At 64.6% G+C, this 24,653-nt stretch carries 20 protein-coding genes, 1 pseudogene and 1 riboswitch; of the genes and pseudogenes, 9 read left to right on the top strand and 12 right to left on the bottom strand.

Translation table 11 applies throughout. The annotated features are described in order from the left end of the window. Positions 1 to 805: pseudogene (locus tag LB535_RS20270) on the top strand (hypothetical protein); the annotation flags it as partial. Between the two features lie 26 nt (positions 806 to 831). On the opposite strand, the gene LB535_RS20265 reads toward LB535_RS20270, so the two are convergent. The 4 genes from LB535_RS20265 to LB535_RS20250 all read right to left on the bottom strand — a co-directional run bounded on the left by LB535_RS20265 (position 832) and on the right by LB535_RS20250 (position 3,904). Then, a complete protein-coding gene (locus LB535_RS20265; protein ID WP_224633435.1) occupies positions 832 to 1,134 on the bottom strand; it encodes a CcdB family protein in 303 nt (100 codons plus the stop codon). Beyond that, complete coding sequence (locus LB535_RS20260) at positions 1,134 to 1,376, bottom strand: type II toxin-antitoxin system CcdA family antitoxin (protein WP_140547068.1); 243 nt, start codon at positions 1,374 to 1,376, stop codon at positions 1,134 to 1,136. Before LB535_RS20260 ends, LB535_RS20265 begins: the two co-directional genes overlap by 1 nt. A 67-nt stretch (positions 1,377 to 1,443) precedes the next feature. Further along, entirely contained in the window at positions 1,444 to 3,258 is a 1,815-nt protein-coding gene (locus tag LB535_RS20255) for an ABC-F family ATP-binding cassette domain-containing protein (RefSeq protein WP_224633434.1), read from the bottom strand. A 1-nt stretch (position 3,259) separates the two neighbouring features. Then, positions 3,260 to 3,904 carry a thiamine diphosphokinase gene (locus tag LB535_RS20250; RefSeq protein WP_224633433.1) on the bottom strand — a complete coding sequence of 215 codons (645 nt, stop codon included), beginning with the start codon at positions 3,902 to 3,904 and terminating at the stop codon, positions 3,260 to 3,262. A gap of 135 nt (positions 3,905 to 4,039) precedes the next feature. Beyond that, positions 4,040 to 4,145, top strand: a riboswitch (TPP riboswitch). Positions 4,146 to 4,190: 45 nt separating this feature from the next. Between LB535_RS20250 and thiB the strand changes: the two genes are divergently transcribed. The 4 genes from thiB to LB535_RS20230 all read left to right on the top strand — a co-directional run bounded on the left by thiB (position 4,191) and on the right by LB535_RS20230 (position 9,325). After that, the gene (thiB, locus tag LB535_RS20245; RefSeq protein ID WP_224633432.1) at positions 4,191 to 5,201 is read left to right on the top strand and encodes a thiamine ABC transporter substrate binding subunit; all 1,011 of its coding nucleotides are present in this window, start codon (positions 4,191 to 4,193) and stop codon (positions 5,199 to 5,201) included. A gap of 93 nt (positions 5,202 to 5,294) precedes the next feature. Then, positions 5,295 to 6,920: a thiamine/thiamine pyrophosphate ABC transporter permease gene (thiP, locus tag LB535_RS20240; RefSeq protein WP_411969589.1), complete on the top strand. Its 1,626-nt coding sequence runs from the start codon at positions 5,295 to 5,297 to the stop codon at positions 6,918 to 6,920. Next, entirely contained in the window at positions 6,917 to 7,705 is a 789-nt protein-coding gene (gene thiQ / locus LB535_RS20235; protein WP_224633430.1) for a thiamine ABC transporter ATP-binding protein, read from the top strand. Before thiP ends, thiQ begins: the two co-directional genes overlap by 4 nt. A 153-nt stretch (positions 7,706 to 7,858) precedes the next feature. Beyond that, positions 7,859 to 9,325 carry a M48 family metalloprotease gene (locus LB535_RS20230; RefSeq protein ID WP_224633429.1) on the top strand — a complete coding sequence of 489 codons (1,467 nt, stop codon included), beginning with the start codon at positions 7,859 to 7,861 and terminating at the stop codon, positions 9,323 to 9,325. 153 nt (positions 9,326 to 9,478) lie between these two features. On the opposite strand, the gene LB535_RS20225 is transcribed toward LB535_RS20230, so the two are convergent. Both LB535_RS20225 and LB535_RS20220 read right to left on the bottom strand, forming a co-directional pair. After that, positions 9,479 to 11,581: a caspase family protein gene (locus LB535_RS20225; protein WP_224633428.1), complete on the bottom strand. Its 2,103-nt coding sequence runs from the start codon at positions 11,579 to 11,581 to the stop codon at positions 9,479 to 9,481. Between the two features lie 167 nt (positions 11,582 to 11,748). Then, complete coding sequence (locus LB535_RS20220; RefSeq protein WP_095767541.1) at positions 11,749 to 12,612, bottom strand: RNA polymerase factor sigma-32; 864 nt, start codon at positions 12,610 to 12,612, stop codon at positions 11,749 to 11,751. 303 nt (positions 12,613 to 12,915) lie between these two features. Between LB535_RS20220 and LB535_RS20215 the strand changes: the two genes are divergently transcribed. The 3 genes from LB535_RS20215 (at position 12,916) to LB535_RS20205 (ending at position 15,296) form a co-directional block, all read left to right on the top strand. Further along, a complete protein-coding gene (locus tag LB535_RS20215) occupies positions 12,916 to 13,689 on the top strand; it encodes an amino acid ABC transporter substrate-binding protein (protein ID WP_224633427.1) in 774 nt (257 codons plus the stop codon). 159 nt (positions 13,690 to 13,848) lie between these two features. Then, entirely contained in the window at positions 13,849 to 14,529 is a 681-nt protein-coding gene (locus LB535_RS20210; protein WP_027166691.1) for an ABC transporter permease subunit, read from the top strand. Continuing rightward, the gene (locus tag LB535_RS20205; RefSeq protein WP_224633426.1) at positions 14,526 to 15,296 is read left to right on the top strand and encodes an amino acid ABC transporter ATP-binding protein; all 771 of its coding nucleotides are present in this window, start codon (positions 14,526 to 14,528) and stop codon (positions 15,294 to 15,296) included. Before LB535_RS20210 ends, LB535_RS20205 begins: the two co-directional genes overlap by 4 nt. A gap of 250 nt (positions 15,297 to 15,546) precedes the next feature. On the opposite strand, the gene LB535_RS20200 is transcribed toward LB535_RS20205, so the two are convergent. From LB535_RS20200 to LB535_RS20175, 6 genes are all read right to left on the bottom strand, one after another. Beyond that, the gene (locus LB535_RS20200) at positions 15,547 to 16,128 is read right to left on the bottom strand and encodes a CarD family transcriptional regulator (RefSeq protein WP_040991750.1); all 582 of its coding nucleotides are present in this window, start codon (positions 16,126 to 16,128) and stop codon (positions 15,547 to 15,549) included. 372 nt (positions 16,129 to 16,500) lie between these two features. Continuing rightward, entirely contained in the window at positions 16,501 to 16,839 is a 339-nt protein-coding gene (gene fdxA / locus LB535_RS20195; protein ID WP_095767304.1) for a ferredoxin FdxA, read from the bottom strand. Between the two features lie 202 nt (positions 16,840 to 17,041). Continuing rightward, positions 17,042 to 17,428: an RNA-binding S4 domain-containing protein gene (locus LB535_RS20190; RefSeq protein WP_224633425.1), complete on the bottom strand. Its 387-nt coding sequence runs from the start codon at positions 17,426 to 17,428 to the stop codon at positions 17,042 to 17,044. Positions 17,429 to 17,498: 70 nt separating this feature from the next. After that, complete coding sequence (locus tag LB535_RS20185) at positions 17,499 to 20,918, bottom strand: helicase-related protein (RefSeq protein WP_224633440.1); 3,420 nt, start codon at positions 20,916 to 20,918, stop codon at positions 17,499 to 17,501. Positions 20,919 to 21,615: 697 nt separating this feature from the next. Continuing rightward, positions 21,616 to 22,338 carry a beta-ketoacyl-ACP reductase gene (locus tag LB535_RS20180; RefSeq protein ID WP_095767306.1) on the bottom strand — a complete coding sequence of 241 codons (723 nt, stop codon included), beginning with the start codon at positions 22,336 to 22,338 and terminating at the stop codon, positions 21,616 to 21,618. A 119-nt stretch (positions 22,339 to 22,457) separates the two neighbouring features. After that, a complete protein-coding gene (locus LB535_RS20175) occupies positions 22,458 to 23,645 on the bottom strand; it encodes an acetyl-CoA C-acetyltransferase (RefSeq protein ID WP_224633424.1) in 1,188 nt (395 codons plus the stop codon). 304 nt (positions 23,646 to 23,949) lie between these two features. Between LB535_RS20175 and phaR the strand changes: the two genes are divergently transcribed. Further along, a complete protein-coding gene (phaR, locus tag LB535_RS20170; protein WP_095767308.1) occupies positions 23,950 to 24,543 on the top strand; it encodes a polyhydroxyalkanoate synthesis repressor PhaR in 594 nt (197 codons plus the stop codon). The last annotated feature ends 110 nt before the right edge of the window (positions 24,544 to 24,653 follow it).

Below are 24,653 nucleotides of genomic sequence, written 5' to 3'. Positions count from 1 at the left end.
GCGGGCGACGACTCCGCCTGCTCCGGCCACGCCTGCTCCGGCCACGCCGACGCCTGAGACGCCTGCCGCCGGAGCGCCGGCGACCGACGCTGCCAATCCACCGCCGCCCGCAACCGGAACCACGCCGCCGGCGGCTAACGCGGCAACGCCGCCCGCGGCCGGCGCCACGCCGCCTGCGGCAGCGACAACGCCGCCGCCCGCGGGCACGACACCGGCTGCGCCGGCGCCGGCGACCGCCGAGGCAACCGTGCCGGTCGGGCAGAAGGCGATCTTCTATGAGGAGCGCACCAGCACGCAGCAGGGCACGGCCGAGCCAGGCAGCATCGTGTGGTCGCTTGTGCAGGAATCGCCCGGCGGCGACCTGCCGCCGGAACCGGCGATCCGCGCCGAGGCGACGATTCCGGGCAAGAATATCCAGCTGCGCATGACGATCCGGCGCAACACCGACCAGACACTGCCCGCCAGCCACATCATCGAGATGATCTTCCTGACGCCGGAAGGGTTCGACGGCGGCGGCGTCGACAACATCCTGCGCATCGCCATGAAGAGTTCCGAACAGGATGCCGGCAGCCCGCTGATCGGCATCCCGGCCAAGATCGCCGACGGCTTCTTCCTCGTCGCGCTCAACGACACCAAGGCCGACGAGAACGCCAACCTGACGCTGCTGAGAGGCCAGGCCTGGATCGATGTGCCAGTAGTCTACAAGACCGGACGCCGCGCCCTGCTCACCATGGAAAAGGGCATTCCCGGCGAGAAGGTTTTTGACGAGGCGCTGAAGGCCTGGGCGGCGAAGACATCGGGGTGATGGCAGCGGCGGTTTTAAGCCGCCGCTCAGAAGCCCTGAAACAGCATGTCGAGAGCGGCGACGATCTCGTCATGATGCCGCGTCAGGTTCAGCCTGCTTTCGCCGAGCTCGGTCGTTGAAACCGTGGCGATCAATTGGGTAGCCATCACCAGCTTGCGCCCGTTGATCTCGAAGATCGGATGAAGCTTGCGCATCGGGGACGGAGCTGTCGCGATCGGCAGAAGCGGGACAACGACCCGTGTCTTGAAATTGTCCAGCAGCTCGGATTGGACGTCGAGAAGGTAGACGCCTTCGGTGCCGTCAGCAGCGAAGACGTCATAGCGCGCCATCAGAACTGCCGATGCTCCTTGAGTGGAATGCCGTGCTTTTCGACATAGTCGTTCCACGCATCCATGGTGGCGCGGTTCTCAAGCTTCCAAAGTCGTGTTTTTTCGGCAGCGACCGCTTCGGCAATCCCGGCCTCAGCGGCTCGGGACACATTCACATTGAGACCTTTTGCTTCCTTCATGAGCCGGGAATCGATCGATAGATTTGCAGGCTGACGGACCGCATTTGCGGCTATCTTGCGCATGATGACCTCCGCAACATGCGTAGATAGTATGCGCATCCCCGTATTGTGGCAAGGTGCGCCCGCCCCTTCACCCCTCCATCTCTTCGCGTAGCATCTCCAATTCCAGCCACTCTTCCTCGAGTGCCGCCAGCGTCGTGCGCTCCTTGTCGAGCGCGGCGATAGTCTTCTGGAACGAGGCGGGATCGCGCTCGTAAAGGGAGGGGTCGGCGATGTTGTTCTCCAGTCGCGAGATCGAGGCCGTCACCGCTTCGATCTTCTTAGGCAGCGAATCCAGTGCGAATTTCTGCTTGAACGAGAGCTTTTTCGCGGCGCTTTTGGGCGCCGCGGGTTCGGCTTTCGGTCCAGCCTCGCTCGCCTCGGTCTTGGACCTTGCCTTGCGGTCTTCCAGCCTGGAGCCGCCGCGCTGCGCCAGCATGTCGGAATAGCCGCCGGCATATTCGATCCAGCGGCCACCGCCGTCCGGCGCGATCATGCTGGTGACGGTGCGGTCAAGGAAGTCGCGGTCGTGGCTGACCAGTATCACGGTTCCGGCAAAGCCCGCGACAAGCTCCTGCAGCAGCTCCAGCGTCTCCATGTCGAGATCGTTGGTCGGTTCGTCCAGCACCAGAAGGTTCGCCGGCCGGGCCAGCACGCGGGCCAAAAGCAGCCGCGCGCGTTCGCCGCCGGAAAGCTCGCGCACCGGCGTGCGGGCCTGCTCCGGCTTGAACAGGAAATCCTTCATGTAGGAGACGACATGACGCTGCTCGCCATTGACGACAAGGTTCTCGCCGCGTCCGTCGGTGAGGTAATGCGCCAGCGTCTCCTGCGGATCGACGGCCTCGCGCTTCTGATCGAGCGTCGCAATCTCGAGATTGACGCCAAGGCGCACGGTGCCGGCGTCCGGCGCCAGCTCGCCGGTCAGCATCTTCAACAATGTCGTCTTGCCGGCGCCGTTCGGGCCGACCAGGCCGACGCGGTCGCCGCGCTGGATGCGGGTCGAGAACCCCTTGACCACGGTGAGATCGCCAAAGCTCTTGTCGATGTTCCTGGCCTCTATCACCAGCTTGCCGGATTCGGCGGCGTCGCTGGCCACCATCGTCGCGGTGCCCTCTGCGCCGCGATGGCTGCGGAAGCGCTGGCGCATGGTTTGCAACTCGCCGAGGCGGCGCATGTTGCGCTTGCGCCTGGCGGTCACGCCATAGCGCAGCCAATGTTCCTCGCGCACGATCTGGCGGCCGAGCTTGTGCTGGTCGCGCTCTTCCTCTTCCAGCACCTGGTCGCGCCATTCCTCGAAATGCGCAAAGCCCTTTTCCAGCCGCCGCGTCTGGCCGCGATCCAGCCAGACGGTGGCGCGCGTGACGCGCTCGAGAAAGCGGCGGTCATGCGAGATCAGGATCACCGCGGAGGAGGTGCGGGCGAGCTCTTCTTCCAGCCATTCAATCACCGAAAGGTCGAGATGGTTGGTCGGCTCGTCGAGGAGCAGGATGTCGGGTTCCGGCGCCATGACGCGGGCAAGGGCGGCGCGGCGCGCCTCGCCGCCGGACAGGTCGTTCGGCCGCTCCTCGCCGGTCAGGCCAAGATGTTCCATCAGATAGGTGGCGCGATGCGGATCGTCGGCCGGGCCAAGGCCCGCCTCGACATAGGCGCGCACATCGGCGAAGCCGTCCATGTCCGGCATCTGCGGCAGATAGCGGACGGTCGCCGAAGGCTGGCGGAACACCTCGCCGTCCTGCGGCTCGATCATCCCGGCGGCGATCTTGAGCAGCGTCGATTTGCCCGAGCCGTTGCGTCCGACCAGCGCGATCTTCTCGCCGGCGGATGCGCTGAGCGCCGCGCCGTCGAGCAGCGGGGTGCCGCCGAAGGTCAGTTTAATGCCGTCGAGGTTGAGGAGTGGCGGCGCCATGTCAACTTTCTGGAAGAGGATAGGGATGGGCCAGAAGCAGCGCCCGGCCGCGCTCCAGCGCGATGCCAAGCTGCCCTTTGACCTCGTTTGATATAGTGAGCGAGGAACCGAACGCCACCTCGACGCGGTCGAGCGGCCATTTGGCGCCGGTGACCGTCAGGCCGGACAGGTCGGAAAAGCCGAGCACCGAAAACAAGGTGCCGTCGTCATAGTCGAAGCTGGCCTTGCCGCGCAGGATGGGGGCGCCTTCCTGCGCGCCACTGGTCAGCAGCACGGTCGTGCCAGCCTCGGCCAGCCGCACGGCCAGCGCCAGATGCAGGAAGGCATGGTCGGCGCGCTTGCCGCCAAAGGCGCCGGCCAACACGAGGCTGGTGGCGCCACGCTGAAGCGCTTCCGCTATGGCGAGCTCGCCATCGGTCATGTCCTTCTCGGCCGGAAAGACTTTTCGCGGCACGGCGGCGAGATCATCCGGCAGGTTCGCCGGCACCGAGTCGAAATCGCCGACCCAAAGTTCGGGGACAAGTCCAAGCATGCGGGCATGGCCGATGCCGGCATCGGCGGCGATGACGCGCGAGCCAGCGATCTGGCGTTCGAGCCGGGGCGTGCGGATAAGCTCGCCGCCAAGCAGGATGGTGAATGTGCCCATGGCCGTCGCCCTTACCAGCCCGTCGGGCGAAACGGAAGCGGGATGCCGCGCGCTTCGGCTGCGAGCCTGCCGGCGAACATTAGCTGCCCGGCAAACTTCCGCTTGCGCGCCGCTTCGGCCGGGCCTATCTGTCGAAACGCTCTAACGGGGTGCCGGACGTGATCCGGCTGAGAGGCGATCAAGCCAACCCGCTGAACCTGATCCGGTTTGTACCGGCGGAGGGATTAGACGTTTCGGACCATCCGGCGCCTCAATTCCTTGTCACTCGAACGAAGGAGGCGCCGATATGCGCGCAATACTGTCCCATCTCATTCTCGCAACCGGCTTTGTTTCGCTTCTGGCGGGCGTCGCGCCTGCCGCTGCGAAGGACAAGCTCACCGTCTATACCTATGAAAGCTTTACCGCCGATTGGGGTCCCGGCCCGGCGGTGAAGAAGGAATTCGAGGCCGAATGCGGCTGCGATCTCGAATTCGTCTCGGTGGCCGACGGCGTGGCGCTCCTCAACCGCGTCAAGCTCGAAGGCGCCGGCACCAAGGCCGACATCGTGCTCGGCCTCGACACCAATCTCACCGCCGACGCCAAGGCGAGCGGACTGTTCGCGCCGCATGGCGAAGTCTCCGCCATCGACGTGCCTGGAGGTTGGAGCGACGACACTTTCGTGCCTTTCGACTACGGCTATTTCGCCGTCGTCTATGATACGCAGAAGCTTAAAGTCCCGCCGAAGAGCCTGAAGGAGCTGATCGAAGGCGCCGGCACGGACAAGATCGTCATTCAGGATCCGCGCACCTCGACGCCCGGTCTCGGGCTGCTTTTGTGGGTGAAGTCAGTCTATGGCGACAAGGCGCCGGAGGCCTGGGCAAAGCTCAAGACCAAGGTCCTGACGGTGACGCCGGGCTGGAGCGAGGCCTATGGCCTGTTCACCAAGGGCGAGGCGCCGATGGTGCTGTCCTACACCACCTCGCCGGCCTACCACATGGTGGCCGAGAACACCGAGCGCTACCAGGCGGCCTCGTTCGAGGAAGGCGAATACCTGCAGATCGAGGTTGCCGGCATCACCACGACGGGCGCGAAGAACCCGCTGGCGCAAAAGTTCATCGCCTTCATGACCGGACCGAAATTCCAGGATGTCATTCCGGAAACCAACTGGATGTTCCCAGCCGGCAAGACCGACAAGCCGCTCAACCCGGCCTTCGACAAATTGGTGAAGCCGACCAAGACCTTGCTGTTCAGCCCGCAGGAGGTCGCCGCCAACCGCAAGGCGTGGGTGGATGAGTGGCTGGCGGTGATGAGCAAGTAGGGCGTCTCGGTTATTATCCTTCCAAGATGATCGCTCTACGGCAGGACAGAGGGGGGCGCGAAGGAACGCGGCATACGTTAACTCGAACCCTGTATGTGCAGCGTGCACCCCGTGCCTGACTCCCGCATCACTGCCGGTATCATCGCGCTGGCGGCCATCGCCCTCCTCATCGGCGGTGCCTTCGCCGGCCTCGCCGTCGAAGGCGCGCACGATCTCTCCGGCGCTGCCGCCGCCTTCGACAATTATCTCCTGCGCGTCGCCCGCTTCACGCTGTGGCAGGCGGCTCTCTCGACGCTGCTGTCGGTCGCGCCGGCGCTGCTCGTGGCGCGCGCTTTGTCGAGACACCCAAGTTTCCCGGGACGCCGCCTGATCCTGCAATTGTTCACCGTGCCGCTGGCCTTGCCGGCGATCGTCGCCGCACTCGGCATTCTGGCGCTCTACGGTCGGGTCGGATATTTTGCCGGCGTCTTCGCCCGACGTGGCGGTGCGGATTGGCCGGGGATCTACGGCCTCTCCGGCATCCTTGTCGCTCATGTCTTCTTCAACCTGCCCTTGGCGACGCGACTGTTCCTCGAGGCGCTGGGCACCGTTCCGGCCGACCAGTGGCGGCTGGCGAGCCAGCTCGGCATGGGTGCCTGGCCGGCCTTCCGGCTGATCGAATGGCCGGTGCTGCGCGCGGCCCTGCCGGGGATTGCCGGGCTGGTCTTCATGCTCTGCATCACTTCCTTCACCATCGTGCTGACGCTCGGCGGCGGTCCGGCCGCGACGACACTGGAAGTGGCCATCTACCAGGCGCTGCGCTTCGATTTCGATCCTGCGCGGGCCGTAACACTGACGTTTCTTCAGATCGCGCTCACCTTCGTCGTGGTCGCAGCACTCACGCGGCTCGGCGCCAACACGGTCGGTGATGCCAATCTGCCGGTGGCGCCGCGCCGCTACCTTTCTGCGGGCCGGCTCGAAACCGTGCTGAATGCCGGCCTCATCATGCTTGCCCTGCTGTTCGTCGCCGGACCGATGCTGGCGACCGTGCTTTCAGGCCTGGAGGCCGATCTCGGCCGGCTGGCAGGCGAGGAAGCGGTGCGCCGCGTCACCCTCACAAGCGCCGGCCTTGCCCTGCTTGCGGCGCTTCTCAGCGTGACGCTCTCGCTGGCGCTGATCGCGGCACGGCGCGCGCTGGCTCTGCGGGGCCGGGCAGGCGGGGCCATGGGCCTGCTCGAACATGCCGCCGACACCGGCGCCGGCTTCGTGCTCGTGGTGCCACCGATCGTGCTCGGCGCCGGCTGGTTCCTGGCGCTTCGCCACGTCACCGACGTCTTTGCCATCGCGCCGGCCATGGTCGTCGCCGTCAACGCAGTGATGGCGATGCCCTTCGCCGTCCGCGCCGTTCGCCCGGCCTATGACGCGGCGAGCGAGCGCCACGAGCGGCTTTGCCTTGCGCTCGGCATATCCGGCTGGAACCGGCTCAGCCTGATAGACTGGCCGTCGCTCAGGCGGCCTTTGGCGACCGGCTTTGCCTTCGCCATGGCGCTGTCGCTCGGCGATCTCGGCGTGATCGCGCTGTTCGGCAGCGATTCCGTGCAGACCTTGCCCTATCTGCTTTTGGCGCGCATGAGCAGCTACAGGACAGCCGACGCCGCGGGACTTGCCTTGCTGCTCGGCCTCGTCTGCCTGATGCTGGTGGTCGCGGCCGACTGGCTGGGGCGGGAAGGAAAGTCATGACGACGACCATCGACGGCATCGCCGCGCAAAAGGGTCTCCCCGTCGCGCTGGATGGCGTCTCGTTCAGCTATGGCGAATCTTCCTTTCGCTTCGACGCCGAATTCGCAGCCGGCAGGATCACCGCCATCATGGGGCCGAGCGGCTCCGGCAAGTCGACGCTGCTCAATCTGATAGCCGGCTTCGAAGTGCCCGATGCGGGCAAGGTCCTGATCGGCGGCGTCGGTCTCGGAAACACGCCGCCTTCGATGCGGCCGGTGTCGATGGTGTTCCAGGAAAACAATTTGTTTGCGCATCTTTCCGTCGAAGCCAATGTCGGGCTCGGCCGCTCGCCGTCGCTGAAACTCGGCGACGCCGATCGCGCGGACGTCGCCGAGGCGCTGGCGCGGGTTGGTCTTGCCGGCAAGGAAAAGCGGCTGCCGCGCGAGCTTTCCGGCGGCGAGCGGCAGCGCGTGGCGCTGGCGCGGGTGCTGCTGCGCGACCGGCCCGTTTTGCTGCTCGACGAACCTTTCGCGTCGCTCGGCCCGGCGCTGCGCGACGACATGCTGGACCTTGTGGCCGGCATCCATGCCGAGCGCGAAATGACGGTGTTGTTCGTCACGCATCAGCCGGAAGATGCGCGCCGCATCGGGCAGGACGTGGCATTTCTCGACGAAGGCACGATCGCGGCAGCCGGGCCCGCCGAGGATTTCTTCGATCGGTCTGGACCGGATGCGTTCCGGCGCTATATCGGCGATCGAGGCGGCACCGTTGCCGGATCACAACATGTTGCCCGGAAGCGGACATAATTTATGGCCAAACCGGCAATGGGCGATCCGGCGTTTCCTTGCCTTGTCCGGGGGAGTATGGCTAGGTCCGGCCATGCTGGTCCGGATGGGCCGTGATTTGCCGAAAGATTTGGAAAGGAAGCCGACCTGTCGAGCGGCGCTGAGAAGGTGTGGATGAAGCCGCTGGCACGATTTCTCGCGCTGGCGAGCGTCGCCGTGCTGGCGAGCTGCCAGATGTTCACGCCGCCGGACGTGCAGGAGAGCGGCTTCCAACCTTCCGACAAGCCGATCACCGTCGACAATGTCGTGGCCAACGCCAAGCTCGCAGAGATGGCGAAGGCGCAGCACCCGCGGATTCTCGCCACCTATGGCGGCGAATATTCCGACCCAAAGCTCGAACGCATGGTGGCCAAGGTCGTCGGCAACCTGACGGTGGTATCGGCCAACCCGACCCAGACCTATCGCATCACCATCCTCAACTCGCCCAACGTCAACGCCTTCGCGCTGCCGGGCGGCTATCTCTATGTGACGCGCGGCCTGCTGGCGCTGGCCAATGATTCCTCCGAGCTTGCCGCCGTCATCGCGCATGAGATGGGCCACGTCACCGCGAATCACGGCCTGCAGCGGCAGCAGCTCGAAGCCGAGGAGGGCCTGGCGACCAAGGTGGTTTCCGATGTGCTCGGCGACAGCCCGACCGCCAAGGCGGCGCTGATCCGCGGCAAGCTCAGGCTCGCGCAATTCTCGCGCAACCAGGAACTGCAGGCCGACGCCATCGGCATCAAGTCGATCGGCGAGGCGGGCTATGATCCCTATGCCGCCGGCCGCTTCCTGCAGTCGATGTCGGCCTATACGGATTTCCGCTCGGTGAGCGGCGCCACCGACGCCAGCCTCGACTTCCTGGCGACGCACCCGAACACGCCGCAGCGTATCGAGCTGGCGCAGCGCCTCGCGCGCAATTTCGGCCCGCCCGGCGTCGGCACGCGCGACCGCGACGCATTTCTGGCCGGCATAGACGGCCTGCTTTACGGCGACACGCCGGAAGAAGGCTATGTGCGCGGCCAGACCTTCATGCACCCCAATCTCGGCGTCTCCTTCACCGTGCCGAACGGTTTCGTCATCGACAATTCGGCGGCTGCCGTCACGGCGACCGGGCCTGGCGACATCGCCATCCGCTTCGACGGCGTGGCGATCGACAAGTCCGTCTCGCTCACCGATTACATCCGCAGCGGCTGGGTAGCGGGGCTGGAAGACGCCAGCGTGCGCCGGGACACGATCAACGGCAACGATGCGGCGACGGCGCATGCCAGCGCGCAAGGCTGGCAGTTCGACATCGCGGTGATCCGCGCCGGCGGCCAGGTCTACAGGCTGCTGACGGCCGCGCCCTCGGCCAGCACTTCGCTGGACCCGGTCGCGCGCTCGGTCAGCGGTTCCTTCCGCGTGCTGAGCCCAGCCGAGAAGGCGGCGCTGAAGCCGCTGCATATCCGGGTCGTCACCGTTCAGGCCGGCCAGACCATGGGCTCGCTCGCCGCGCAGATGGTCGGCGTCGATCGCAAGCTCGATCTGTTCCGCGTGCTCAACGCCATGTCGCCGGGCGCGACTGTGTCGTCCGGCGACAAGGTCAAGATCGTCACCGACAAATAAGACCGACGCCCCGCTTTCCGGCGGCTTCCGCTTGATGGTGATGGCGTTTCGTTGAATCGCCATCACGATCCTTGTTGGAGCATGATGTCGTCCGAAACCGGTTCCCACTTATCGGGATCATGCTCTCTCGACGCTGCCACGCCATCGCTGCTGCTATCTGATCCCGTCAGAGCCGCCGGTGCTGCCAGTATCAGTGCCGCCGGAATCAGTGCTGCCGGTGCTGCCAGTGTCGGTGCTGCCGGAGTCAGTGCTGCCGGTACTGCCAGTGCCGGTGCTGCCAGTTTCGGTGCTGCCGGTGCTGTCACCGTCGGTGCTGCCGCTGTCAGATCCGCCGCCGCGGGGCTCGGGGTGATCGCCGCCATTGCCACGCCAAGATGCGGATCCGGTGCCGTTCGGTATGCGCTTGGCCGGTATCTTGGTGACCGGTGGCGGCGCTTTTGGCGCGGGGGTACGGACCACCTTTATCTTCGTGACCACTTTGGTCACCACCTTGGGCTTGCACACAGGGACCGTCTTTTCGCTTCGCTTGGGCGAGAGACCGAGAATGGCCATCGAATAAGCCTCCTGCCGGTCGATGCCGGCTCGGAGGAAAGCCAAGGCGCGCGCCGGGTCGGCGGGCACGCCGTTGCGGCCTTCCTTGAAGATCACCGCAAGGTCCTTGGTGGCATCGACATGCCCCATCGCCGCTGCCTGGAGCAGCAGGTCCAGTCCCTTGCCGGTGTCGCGCTGGACGCCAACACCGTCGAACAAAGCGCGCCCCAAGGCAGTCATGCCGTAGGGATCTCCCTTGTCCGACGCCTGCGCATAGAGGCTGTTGGCCTTGGTCAAATCCGGAGCCGCGCTCATTCCGGATGCGGCGATGTAGCCGAGTTCGTACACGGCACGGACGTGCCCCTTATCGGCCGCCTCCTGGATCACATTCCTCGCTTCGTCGATCCGGCCCGACGCCAGCAGTGCCCGCCCCAACTCGTAGCGGAAGCGCGCAATGTCGGGATAGGACTTCACCGCCGCCTCGCAAGCTTCGACAGCTCCGCCGCCGATCTCGTTCGGCAAGCGGCCCGAGACAACACCCTGCAGGTCGAGCGGCTCGCCGGCGGCTTGGTCGCAAGGGTCGACGCTCGGCGAGAGTTGCATCGTCGACCGCTTCGCGGCGCTGCCCGCGCGGATATCGACGCCGACTTCGACGGGCGCGACCGAACCGATCTGCGGCTCGTAGCGCAGTTTGTCGACCTCGGGGGCCGTCAGGCTCGATTGCGGCGAAAGGACGCGGTCGGGCAGGGACAGCGTGCCGGCCGCCGGGTAGCTCGCAAGCTTGAGGCTGATAGAGGCATCCTTGGCCGGAAGCTCCAGTTTCAGCGGAACCGGACCGACGCCGAGCGGGACCTGGATATCGCGACGTCCAATCGCTTCGGCGGCGTCGGCCACCTGGATTCCGCGTTCCGCCGTCTGCTGGTCCTGCTCAGCTTCCGGCGGCGGCGCCGGTTGCTCCGCCCCGCGCATCAGCACGACGTCGTCGATCAGCGAGGAGTTCTCCCACGGAACCTGCTTGCCGTTGGTGGCCTTGACCACGTCGCGGCGGACGGCCGCCATCACCGACCGTATCTCCTGGTCTGGCGCCAGCGCACGGCGGGAGAAGGACGACGAAAACGGGCTGAGGTCGCCGGACCCGTCATAGGCGACAGCGCCGGGCTCGGTGGCAAAGGCAATCAGCGTGTTCTGCGAGCCCGTTACCTGCGCAAGGCCGCTGCCGCCGGCGACGATCAACTGGTCGCCCAGCCAATAGTCCTTGCGCGGGAAAGGATCGTTGCGGCAAGCGTCGAGGATGATCATCTGGACTTTCGATCTCGAGCGCAGCTGCCGCAATATGTCGTCGACCTTGATGGCCTGGACCTCCATGTCGGCCGCATCTTTCAGCGACGCATCGACCGGGATCAGGAAATTCTCTCCGCCGATCTGGAAGCCGTGCCCCGAATAATAGACGACCGCCAGATCGGCGCCGTCCGCCGCCGCCAGATAGTTGCGGAACCGCTCTTCGAACTGAAGCTTGGTCAGGTCCTTGGCGGCGAACACCTCGAAGCCGGCCAGCCGGAATGTCCTCGACACGTTCTCCGCGTCCTTGTCCGGGTTCTTGAGCGTCGGGATTTCGCGGTATTGCGAATTGCCGATCACAAGAGCAACCCTTCGCTCGGCATGCGCTTGAAACGTCGTGAGACCCACGAGGATCAAGAGTGCAATCAACGCGCAGCATCGCAGCATGGCAAATCCCCCATGTGGTGTGATCTGGAGGAGTCAAAAAGCCGATTGCGGCGCAACAGTCTGTTAAAGAGCTCACAATCCTAGTTATCACCGAGGAAAAATTGCCCCGATGACGGCGTGCTCTTATTAATAAATTTCTTAATCTTTGAGCTTGGCCCGGACTGACTTCAGGCGGCTTCCGCCAGGAATTCAGGGTTCTGCTTCACCAGCGCCAGCTTCAGCTTTTCCATGGCACGCGCCTCGATCTGGCGGACGCGCTCCTTGGAGATGCCGAGCTGTTCGCCAAGCGATTCCAGCGTGGCGCCGTCATCGCTCAGCCTGCGCTCCTCGATGATGCGAAGCTCCCGGGCATTGAGCGCGCCGAGCGCGCTCCGCAGCCAGATAGCGCGGCGCTGGACGTCGATCCTCTCGCCGACGATCTCGTCGGGAAGCGGGTCTTCGGAAACCAGGAAATCCATCCGCTCGGCGGCGCCGTTCTCGTCGGCCAAAGGCGCGTTGAGCGAGCTGTCGGGGGAAGACAGGCGCGAATCCATCATCGCCACGTCGGCCTCCGGCACGCCCAGCGCCGCCGAGACCTCGCGGTAGAGCGAGGCATTGGAGAGCGGCTCGGCGCCGTTGGCGAGTCGCGCGCGCAGACGCCTGAGATTGAAGAACAGCGCCTTCTGCGCGGAACTGGTGCCGCCGCGCACGATCGACCAGTTGCGCAGGATGTAATCCTGCATCGAGGCGCGAATCCACCAGGTGGCATAGGTCGAGAAGCGTACTTCGCGCGCGGGTTCGAAACGGGCGGCCGCCTCGAGCAGGCCGACATGCCCCTCCTGAATGAGATCGCCGAGCGGCAGGCCGTAATGGCGGAATTTCGAGGCCATGGAGATCACAAGGCGCATATGGGCGACAGTGATCCTGTGCAGCGCGTGCTGGTCGTTCTCTTCCTTCCAACGGAGCGCAAGGACATGCTCCTCGTCGCGCTCGAGGTATGGAGCCTTCATTGCCGCCCGGACCAATGTCCGTCCTGCCGCGTCTTCGATCATGCCGGCTCCTTTTGCGACGATTGCGCGTATGGCGGTTGAAAAGATGCCGCCGCGCCCTACAACAGCCATGCAACGTGTCAGGCGCATGGATGGTTCCGCCGCCCGAGGGGGTAGATGGTGCCGACGGAAATATTCTGTTATCTGCCGGGAAAGCCTTTTGGCGAATTCTCGGCGGTTTAGAGAATCAGATTTCTGGCAGAGCCGATTTTTGAAATCTGGTTCCTTATTTTGCAGCCTTCTATCTGCCAGTTTCCGGCTCGCACAGTCGCGCCGGGGCACCGGTCAAAACGGGATCACAGAAAAATGAAATGGCTCAAACCGCTTCTTATCGCCGGAACGCTGCAGGTTCTGGCGATCACCGCCGGCTATGCCGGCGCCAATCTCGACCAGATCAAGCAAGCCGGGGTGCTCAAGGTAGGCACTGAAGGCACCTATGCGCCCTTCACCTATCACGATGAGTCCAACGCGCTGGTCGGCTTCGACGTCGAGATCGCCAAGGCCATCGGCGACAAGCTCGGCGTCAAGATTCAGTTCCTTGAAGGCAAGTGGGACGGCCTGATCGCCGGCCTCGACGCCAACCGCTACGACGCCGTCATCAACGAGGTCGGCATCACCGATGCGCGCAAGGCCAAGTATGATTTCTCCGATCCCTACATCGCCTCGAAGGCGGTGCTGATCGTGCGTGGCGACAACACCGATATCAAGACCTTCGCCGATCTCAAGGGCAAGAAGTCGGCGCAGTCGCTGACCTCCAATTTCGGCAAGCTCGCCGAGAAGAACGGCGCCGAGCTCGTCGGCACCGACGGGTTCGACCAGTCGATCCAGCTTCTGCTCACTGGCCGCGCCGACGCCACGATCAATGACAGCCTGTCCTTCCTCGATTTCAAGAAGCACAAGCCGGACGCCAATGTGAAGATCGCGGCGCAGGAAGAGAATGCCGATTATTCCGGCGTCATCCTGCGCAAGGGCGATCCGGAGCTGGTCGCGGCCATCAACAAGGCGCTGGCCGACATCAAGGCCGACGGCACCTACCAGAAGATCGCCGACAAGTATTTCGGCCAGGACGTTTCGAAGTAAGGCAATCGTCCTTTGCTCGGATACCGGCGGGCCGTCTTCGACGACCCGCTGTTTTTGCACGACATTCATCGGGGTCGTCTTTGACGGCCCGCCGGTTTTTGCATGATAGTCAGTCCATACGGGGGACGCGCCGCCGTATCTGGAAGGGAGAAGCGCTTCGTGCCGCACTGGCTGCAATTGATGCTGGAATCGTTGCCGACGCTGTTGTGGGCGGCGCTGATCTTCACCGTGCCGCTGACGCTCCTGTCCTTCGCGCTCGGGCTCATCGCCGGACTGGTGACGGCGCTGATCCGGCTGTTCGGTCCGAAGCCGCTGGTCGCGCTGGTGCGCTTCTATGTCTGGATCTTTCGCGGCACGCCGCTGCTTGTTCAGTTGTTCCTGATCTTCTATGGCCTGCCGTCGGTCGGCATTCTGCTCGATGCCTTTCCCGCCGCGCTGATCGGCTTCACGCTCAATATCGGCGCGTACACCTCCGAGATCATCCGGGCCGTCATCGGCTCGGTGCCGAAGGGGCAGTGGGAAGCTTCCTATTCGATCGGCATGACCTGGAGCCAGGCGATGCGGCGCACCATTCTGCCACAGGCGGGCCGCGTTGCCGTGCCGCCGCTTTCCAACACCTTCATCTCGCTGGTCAAGGATACCTCGCTGGCCGCCGCGATCACGGTGCCCGAGATGTTCCAGGCCGCGCAGCGCATCGTCGCCACCACCTATGAGCCGCTTATCCTCTATGTCGAGGCGGCCGCGCTCTATCTCGCGTTGAGCTCGGTGCTGTCGGCGCTGCAGGCGCGGCTGGAAGTGCGGCTCAACCGCTATGGCGGGTTCCTGGAGGCCAACGCATGATCGGCCTCAGCAACATCGAGAAGCGCTTCGGCGACAATCTGGTGCTGAAGGGCGTGACCGTCACCCTCGACGAGGGCAGCGTGACCGCGCTGGTCGGCCCTTCGGGCGGCGGCAAAAGCACGCTCTTGCGCTGCATCAACCTGCTGGAAATCCCGACCTCCGGTTCCTTGCGCATCGGCGACGAGACGCTTGCGTTTCATCCGGGTGGCAAGGTGCCGGCCAAGGATATCCAGCGCATCCGCCTGCAGACCGGCATGGTGTTCCAGAATTTCCAGCTCTTCCCGCACCGCACGGCGATCGAGAATGTCATGGAAGGGCTGGTGACGGTGCTGAAATGGCCTGAGCCGAGGGCGCGCGAGCGGGCGATGGCGCTGCTCGAAAAGGTCGGCATGGCGGAAAAGGCCGACGCCTGGCCGGCGACGCTGTCCGGCGGCCAGCAGCAGCGCGTGGCGATCGCCCGGGCGCTGGCGCCGTCGCCGCGCGTGCTGCTCTGCGACGAGCCTACCTCTGCGCTCGATCCGGAACTGGCGCAGGAAGTGGTCGACGTGCTCGGACAGCTTGCCCGCGAAGGCACGACAATGGTGATGGCCACGCATGATCTCAGGCTCGCCTCGAAGATCGCGCAGGAGGTGGTGTTCCTGGATGCTGGCGTCATCGTCGAGAAAGGCCCGGCTTCGGTCGTGTTCGACAATCCGGAGCGCGCGCGAACCAAGCGCTTCATCGCCTCGCTCAGGCAAGAGGAGGCGCAGAAGGAAGGCGGCGGCTAAGCCTCCCAACTTTCTACTTGTGGGGCCAATCGCATAGGGCGGCGCTGGCCCCCTCATCCGGCCGCTACGCGCCCACCTTCTCCCCGGTGGGGAGAAGAGCTTGGCGCCGGCGCTGACAACCTCCTCTCCCTCGGGGAGAGGTCAGCCGAGCGAAGCGGAGGCTGGGTGCGGGGGGCGCTATATGCGAGAGGCCACAAGCAAAAAACCCGGCGCGAGGCCGGGTTCTTCGTAAACTCAAAAGCGAAAAAGCTCAGGCAGCTTCTTCCTGCTCGGCTTCCTCATTGTCTGCCTTGGCGCCGCGCTTCGGACCCTTGTTGAGGTTGACCTCAATGAGGCGCACCGCCTCGGTCTCCGACATGCGGTTCACAGCGGCGATCTCGCGGGCCATGCGGTCGAGCGCGGCTTCGTAGAGCTGACGCTCGGAGTAGGACTGCTCCGGCTGGTTGTCGGCGCGGTAGAGGTCGCGCACAACTTCCGAGATCGAGATCAGGTCGCCCGAGTTGATCTTGGCGTCATATTCCTGAGCGCGGCGCGACCACATGGTGCGCTTGATGCGGGCGCGGCCCTGCACGACCTTCAGCGCGCGGTCGACATAATCCTCTTCCGACAGCTTGCGCATGCCGATCGAGGTCGCCTTGGCGACCGGCACCTTCAGCCGCATCTTGTCCTTCTGGAAATCGATGACGAACAGTTCCAGCTTGTGACCCGCAACTTCCTGCTCGTCGATCGCCACGATCTGGCCGACGCCATGCGCCGGATAGACGATGAATTCGCCGGTCTTGAACCCGTGGCGAGCCGCGTTGGACTTCTTCTGCGGGGTGATCGTTGCCATTACGCCCTGAACTCCTTAGTTGTGCAGCCGGCATCATGCCGGCTCGAACCCACGAGGTCGGCAAAGCCGACCGTTAGCCGCGCAACAGGATGAACCCACCGGAAAAGCCAAGGGCCGGCATATCGCACGAATGCGACCGCCTGCCCCAGATCGCTCTGGTCCGGATCTAAAAGCTCACCTTTCAGTGATTTGGGGCGTTAGCGCCATAAATCGACGTTGTGTCACCGGCATGTTTCGTTGATGTAACACAAAAAGTCGGAAGAATCAAGGTTTTGCTGCATTCGCTAACGCCAAGCGGCAGCGCTGCCCGTCAAGACAGCAATTGTATCGGTCCGGTTACGCCGCGTCATGCCGGTGTTCCCGGCCGCTATATCAATCGCCTTCGCCGGGCTCCGCCGAGAAATATTTCTCGAACTTGCCGGTCTCGCCGTCGAAGGTCTTGGCGTCCGCCGGCGGCTCTTTCTTGGCCGTGATATTGGGCCACTTCTCGGCGTATTCGGAATTGATCTGCAACCATTTGTCGAGGCCGCCCTCGGTGTCCGGCTTGATCGCGTCGGCCGGGCATTCGGGCTCGCAGACGCCGCAGTCGATGCACTCGTCAGGATGGATGACGAGCATGTTCTCGCCCTCGTAGAAACAGTCGACCGGACAGACCTCGATGCAGTCCATATATTTGCATTTGATGCAATTGTCGGTCACGACATAGGTCATTGCAGGCTCCGGAACGTCCCATTTTGCTGGGCTTTTCGGCTGAGGTAACGCCTTTGCCCGCCGCATGCAAGGGCAGGGATTGCAGGCGGAGCCGGTGTCGCGGAATGGAATTCCAGCCGGAAAGCTTCGGCGAAGTCGTCCGGCCTAACCGTTGCGCAGTTTTCATGGAATTGCTGCAGCCGTGCCGCGGCCCGGCTATATCTCAGTCGTCGCCGAGCAGCCGGTCGGTCTGCCGCCGCTCGCGTTTGGTCGGGCGGCCGCTGCCGGCCTCGCGAAGCGCCGGAATGGCGTCCGGAACCGCCTCGCCTTTGGGTGTCGGCGCTGGCGACATGTCCTCGTAAAGCAGCCGCGCCTCGTCGGCCGGGCCGCGCCTGGCGCCACAGTTCAGCACCTTCCAGACCAGGATACGGCGCTCGAGCGTGATGGTGAGCACGTCGCCGGGCTTGACCAGATCCGAGGCCTGCGCTGCTTTGTCGCGATTGATGCGGACGCGTCCGGCGACGACGACCTTTGCCGCCAAGGACCGCGACTTCACCGCGCGCGAGAAGAACAGCCATTTATCGATGCGCTGGCGGCCTTCTCCAACCATCGCGGCTAGCTTTGTTGGAGCATGATCTCGCCCGAAAACCGGGTCCCACTTTTCGGGATCATGCTCTAGCCTATTTCTTCAGCTGGTCGCGCAAGGCGGCGAGCTTGGCGAAGGGCGAATCCGGATCGAAGCGCTGTGGGCGTTCCTCGCGCGGCTTGCCCTGGAAGGCTGGCTTGCCGCCCGGAGCGTTGCCCTTGCCGTCCTGCCTGCCGCCCTTCCAGTCCGGCCTGCCTTCGCGGCGTTCGCCTTGCGGCTTGCCTTCGCGCCGTTCAGCGCCCTCACGCCGGTCGCCCGTCTCGGGCCTCGGCTTGAACTTCGAGCGGTCGAAGCGCGGCTTGCCGGCGCCTTCGCGCTGCTCGCGGCGGCCTTCCTGGGCGGGCCGATCGCTGGGCTGACCGCTTGCTGCGCCTGCCTCGCGTGCGGGCTGGGCGCCGCGCGGGCGATTGTCGCGACGGTTGTCGTGGCGATGGCGCGGACGCTGATGGTCGAAACGCGCCTGGCGCCACAGGAGCACAGGTTTTGGTTCCTCGGCTTCGGCTGGCGCCTCGCCGGCACTACCCTCCCCCTCGTGGAGAGGATCGGCGCGTAGCGCCGGGGCGGTGGGAGCGCCGGCGCCGGTGGTGTTGGTGCCGTCTGCATCGTCGGCGCGGTCACCCCCACCCGCGTCGCTTCGCGCCGCGACCTCCCCCATCGAGGGGGAGATAAGGGCGCTTTCGGCCGACTCGGGCGCTGCCGCAATGTCCACCGCTGCGGCGTCTTCCACAGCGGCGGCCTCTTCCGGAACGTCGGCCGGAGCTTCTGCCGGCGCTCCCGTGGCAGGCTCCGCTGCCGCTTCCGCGACGGCTTCGGCCGGAGCTTCGGCGGCAGCTGGCTCCGAGCCCTCGACCGTTGCCTCCGCGACGGTATCAGTTGCCGCAGCTTGTGCCTCTGCCTCCCGCGCGGCGCGCGCGGCATTATCCGCGGCGAGCTTGGCCGCGGCCGCTTCGCGGGCGGCGTCGTCCAGCGCGTCGAGCTTCGCCTTAACCTCGGCGGCCGGCTTGGCCTCCGAGCGATAGCCGAGACCTTTCAGGATCTCCTCCATGTCGTCGGCCGTGGCGCCGAGGATCGACATCATCGGCGGCGTCACCATGAAGGCGTGACCGTCATAGGCGCCGTCCGGACGCTGGCCGAGGCCGGGCTTCCAGTTGGTTGCCGGGCGGATGAGGTCGGCAAGCCGCTCGAGGATATCGACGCGCACGGCGCGGCGGCCGAGATTGCGGTAGCCGGCGAGCTTATAGAAGGTCTTGTCGAAGGCCGGGTCGATGACGACCGAGGTGCGGCCGGAAGCCAGCGCATGCACCACATCGCCGAAGCCGGGCTTGTCCTTGCCGTCGTTCTTCAGCGCCCAGAGCAACGTCACCAGGCTAGCCGGCGCCGGCTTGATCAGCGCCGGCACGAAGACATGGTAGGCGCCGAAGCGGACGCCGAGGCGGCGAAGCGCTGCGCGGCCTTCCTGGTCGAGCGACTTCATCTCCTCCGCGATGTCGCGGCGATTGATCAGGCCGAAATGCTCGACCAGCTGGAAGGCGATGCCGCGCGCGATGCCGGCGAGCTGGTCGGCATTCTTCAGGTCGACCAGCGGCTTCAAAAGCGTTTCGATCTGGAAATTGACGAAACGCTCGGCGCGCGCCGCGACCTTGTCGCGGGCGGGGCCGGTCAGCTGCTCGTCGGCAAGCAGAACCAGGCGCGGCTTCAGCGCCTCGTCGGCGGCGACCAGCGTGCCGATCGGCGCGCCGATCCAGCGCAGGACACCGTCCGAGCCCAAAGCCAGGTCGCCATTGGCGCAGGCGGCAAAGCGCTCGGCGCGCGCCTCGAACTCGGCCGCGAGCGCCTTTTGGGCGGCGGTGCGCACCGCCTTGGCGTCCTCGCCGCCGGCGCTCTGGTCGGCGGTGAAGCGGAACCCCTGCAACTCGCCGACGTGATGGCCTTCGACGAGGACGGTTCCGGACGGGCTGATTTCGGCTTCAGGCATGGTATTTTCTCTAAGGCGCCGCATGAGGACGGAAGTCCTGCGGTCTACGAAGCGTTTCGTCAACCGCTCATGCAGCGCATCCGACAATCTGTCTTCGATTTCGCGCGTCTTTTCCTGCCAGTGTAGCTGATCGGCCAGCCAGCCGGGGCGGTTGGAGACGAAAGTCCAGGTGCGGATCTGCGCGATCCGGTGCGACAGCGTGTCGATATCGCCTTCCGTCGTGTCGGCGCGCCGCACCTGCTCGGCCATGTAATTCTCATCGACATGGCCGTGACGCGCAAGGTCCATATAGATCGAGGCGATAAGATCGGCATGCTGTGCCGGCGCGATCTTGCGATAGTCGGGGAGCGCGCAGGCTTCCCAAAGCAGCGCCACGCGCTCCTTGCCGGTGGCCAAGCCGCGGATGTCGCCGTCGCGCGATAGCTGCTCCAGTGCCTGCGCATCCACCGCCGGCAACGCGCGGGTCAGCCCTTCGACAGGCGCATTGGCCTCGATCGAGCGCTTCAGCGCATCGAGGCTGGAAAAGTCGAAATCGGCGGTGCGCCACTGCAGCACCTTCACCGGATCGAAATCGTGTCCCTCGATCTTGGCGACCAGATCCTCGTCGAACGGGTCGACCTGGCCGGTGACGCCGAACGTCCCGTCGCGCAGGTGCCGGCCGGCGCGGCCGGCTATCTGGCCAAGCTCGGCGGCGGTCAGGTTGCGGTATTGATAGCCGTCGAACTTGCGGTTCTGAGCGAAGGCGACGTGATCGAGATCGAGGTTCAGGCCCATGCCGATGGCGTCGGTGGCGACGAGATAGTCGACATCGCCGGACTGGAAGATCTCCACCTGGGCATTTCGGGTGCGCGGGGAAAGAGCGCCGAGCACGACGGCAGCACCCCCCTGCTGGCGGCGGATCAGCTCGGCGATGGCATAGACCTCGTCGGCCGAGAAGGCGACGATCGCCGTGCGCCGCGGCAGCCGAGTGAGCTTCTTCGAGCCGGCATAGGCAAGGTGCGACAGGCGCGGCCGCGTCACCACCGACACGCCCTTCAACAGGCGCTGCAGGATGCCATGCATGGTGGCCGCGCCCAGGAGCAGCGTCTCCTGGCGGCCGCGCAGATGCAGGATGCGATCGGTGAAGATATGGCCGCGCTCGAGATCGCCGGCGAGCTGCACCTCGTCGATGGCGACGAAGGCGGCGTCGGTCTCGCGCGGCATCGCCTCGACGGTGCAAACCGAATACCTTGCGCCGGCGGGCACGATCTTCTCCTCGCCGGTGATCAGCGCCACCTTATGGGCGCCGACCTTCTCGCAGACGCGCGCATAGACCTCGCGGGCAAGCAGCCTCAGCGGCAAGCCGATGACACCGGTCTCATGCGCGACCATTCGCTCGATGGCGAGATGCGTCTTGCCGGTGTTGGTCGGGCCCAGCACGGCCGTCACGTCGCGGCCCGAAAGGATCAGCGGCTGGGAGTGTTTCGGCTGGATGTTCATCGGCTCGGAAATAAGGTTTCTGCCGCTCGTAGTCTGAAGCACGGCGCTGCCGCCGCGTGTGACAGGCGACACATAGGGACTTCGGGCGTGAAGCGAAAGCGGAATGTTCCCTCGCGAAGTGGCTATGCCGGAGGGGGTAGCCAAAATCGGCTGCTTGTTAACAGCTGGAACGAGTCTGGAACGAATCAGCGACGAATCGGTGACTCGTTCTGATTCAGGTTTTGTTCACGGCTATATGTGGATTTTTTGACGGTGAGTCTCACCACATGCTGAATCGCCGAATTGGCCCAATTCCTGCTTGGCCTCGGCCGGACCCCGGTCGTCGTTAACCTTTGCCGAACAACGGTCAGGCCCGACCTGAGGGCAGACTTCAACGGTCTGAAATTGTTGACTTTTCTTAATCGCTTTTAACGAGTTCGGTGACGTTTGCACCGTCCACTGTTAACTTTCCGGCCAAAGCCGGAACGAATCGGCGACGAATCAGCGATCTGGCGGTTTTCCCGGTTTGTTCACCCCTAGATATGGTGTTATCCACAGCTTGCCCACCGAGAATTCACAGCTTGTCGCAGCGGTTATGCACAGAACGTGGCTGCGGCCGTTAACTTTTGCGTGCCGAATTGAGGCAAGGTGTCGCGCCGGGCTGCCGGCGGGACAAAAAGGCGGCTCCGGTGCCGGAGCCGCCTGGCAACAAATGGTATCAGGCGAAATACTGGCCGCCATTGGCGGTGATGGTCGAGCCGGTGATGAAGCCGGCTTCGTCAGAAGCCAGGAAGACGACGCAGCGCGCGATCTCTTCCGGCTCGCCGAGGCGACCGACCGGGATCTGAGCGATGATCGACTCCCGTACTTTTTCCGGCACGGCCATGACCATGTCGGTGGCGATGTAGCCGGGGCAGACGACATTGACGGTAATGCCGGCGCGAGCCCCCTCTTGAGCCAGCGCCTTGGTGAAGCCGATATCGCCGGCTTTCGAGGCCGAATAATTGACCTGGCCCATCTGACCCTTCTGGCCGTTGATCGAGGAAATGGTGATGACGCGGCCGAACTTGCGGTCGCGCATGCCGCTCCACAAAGGATGCGTCATGTTGAAGACGCCGGACAGATTGGTGTCGATCACTTCCTTCCACTGTGCGGGCGTCATCTTGTGGAACATGGTGTCGCGAGTAATGCCGGCATTGTTGACCAGCACGGAGACCGGACCGAGATCGGCCTCCACCTGCTTGATGCCTGCGGCGCAGGCCTCGTAGTCGGCGACGGACCATTTGTAGACGGGGATACCTGTCTCGGCCTTGAATTTCTGGGCCGCCTCGTCATTGCCGGCATAGTTCGCCGCGACCGAATAGCCGGCGGTCTTCAAGGCGACCGATATCGCCGCGCCGATGCCGCGTGTTCCGCCCGTGACGATTGCTACTTTGGTCATGTGTGCTCCTCCCTGTTGATCGGAGGAGCGAGTAGGGAGTAGCGAATAGCGAGTAGGGGATTGAAGCCTGCTGCGCCGACGCCGTTTTCCCTATTCGCTACTCCCTATTCGCTATTCGCTCAGTTCAGCGCTTCCACGCACATCGCAACGCCCATGCCGCCGCCGATGCACAGCGTGGCAAGGCCCTTCCTGGCGCCGCGGCGACGCATCTCGTAGACCAGCGTGTTGAAGACGCGGGCGCCCGAAGCGCCGATCGGATGGCCGATGGCGATGGCGCCGCCGTTGACGTTGACGATCGAGGGATCCCAGCCCATGCCCTTGTTGACGGCGCAGGCCTGCGCGGCGAACGCCTCGTTGGCCTCGACGAGGTCGAGGTCCTTGACCGACCAGCCGGCCTTCTCCAGCGCCCGCTTCGAAGCGGGAATAGGCCCTGTGCCCATGATCGCCGGATCGACGCCGGCGGTCGCCCAGGAGGCGATGCGCACCAGCGGGGTGATGCCGCGCCGCACGGCCTCGGCCTCGGTCATCAGCAGCGCGCCGGCGGCGCCGTCATTGATGCCCGACGCGTTGGCGGCGGTGACCGTGCCGTCCTTGTCGAAAGCGGGCTTCAGCTTGGTCATGGCGTCGAGCGTCGCGCCGTGCCGGATGTACTCGTCCTGGTCGACTGTTGTGTCGCCCTTCTTGCCCTTGATGGTGAAGGCGACGATCTCGTCCTTGAACTTGCCGGCCTTCTGCGCAGCCTCCGCCTTGTTCTGCGAGGCGAGCGCGAACTCGTCCTGGGTTTCGCGGGTGATCTGGAACTGGCGGGCGACGTTCTCGGCGGTGTTGCCCATATGGTAGCCATTGAAGGCATCCCACAGGCCGTCCTTGATCATGGTGTCGATCATCTTGTAGTCCCCCATCTTGACGCCGGCGCGCAGGTACTCGGCATGCGGCGACATCGACATCGATTCCTGGCCGCCGGCAACGATCACCTTGGCGTCGCCGGTGGCGATCTGCTGCATGCCGAGCGCAATGGCGCGCAGGCCCGAGCCGCAAACCTGATTGAGGCCCCAGGCCGTGGTCTCCTTCGGCAGGCCGGCATTGATCGAGGCCTGGCGGGCTGGGTTCTGTCCCTGCGCGGCGGTCAGCACCTGGCCGAGGATGACCTCGTCGACTTCCGCCGCCTCGACGTTCGCGCGCGCCAGCAATTCCCTGATGACGACGGCGCCGAGCTCATGCGCCGGCGTGGCGGCGAAACTGCCGTTGAAGGATCCGACCGCGGTGCGAGCGGCGCTGGCGACGACGATGGAATTGGAAGCGGACATTTTCTTCTCCAGACTTCGAGGTGTCGTGTTCTAGGCTATCCTTGAAGACTTTCTTGCCGGTTCAGGCAGCCGAGTCAAACCGGAAATGGGCATGGCCGCCATGCGCGGCAAGCAGGGCGCGCGCCGGTTGTGGCAACATGACGTTGACCGCGCGGCGAATTTTGTCATGCCCTGCAGCATTAATTGATGCCGCAGTGCACAAACCGCTTGGAATTGTGAGGCTTTTGCGCGTATCCTCGATAAAGGGCGCAATCGTTACCGGCCGCTTACTCCTAGAGGTGCCGGTGTCCTGGGGAGGATACGGATGGCCGCAAAAGACGACCCGATCGTCATCAAGAAGTATGCCAATCGCCGGCTCTACAATACCGGCACGAGCACCTATGTGACGCTCGAGGACTTGGCCGAGATGGTCAAGAAGGGCGAGGAATTCACGGTCCAGGACGCAAAGACCGGTGACGACATCACGCATCCGGTGCTGACGCAGATCATCTTCGAGCTGGAGAACAAGGACGGGCAGAACATGCTGCCGATCCCGTTCCTGCGCCAACTCATCTCCTTCTACGGCGATCAGATGCAGATGATCGTGCCGAGCTTCCTCGAACAATCGATGATCGCCTTCTCCAAGGAGCAGGAGCGGTTTCGCGAGCAGCTCAAGGGTACCTTCGGGAAAACGCCGATCGACATGATGAAGACGCCGATCAAGGCGCTCGAGGAACAGACGCGACGCAATGTCGAGATGTTCCAGAACGCCATGCGCATGTTCACGCCGTTCCCGCCCGCCGGCGGCAATTCAGCGCCGGCCGCCGAGCCAGCGAAGAAGGAAGAGAAGGGCGACGATCTGCAGGAATTGAAGGCGCAGATTGCGGCGATGCAGCGCAAGCTGGACACGATGTCCTGACGGGTGTGCCGCCGTTTCGCGGCGGTCGCGAACGCTGGAGATTGGCGCAAAGGCCCACCCCTTCGTCATCCTCGGGCTTGACCCGAGGATCCATTCCGTGACCGACGCCG

This window comes from Mesorhizobium sp. CA10 (genome assembly GCF_020165285.1).
Classification (GTDB): domain Bacteria; phylum Pseudomonadota; class Alphaproteobacteria; order Rhizobiales; family Rhizobiaceae; genus Mesorhizobium.
Note: the sequence above shows the minus strand (reverse complement) of the source record. Positions and strands in the feature narration are given on the sequence as shown.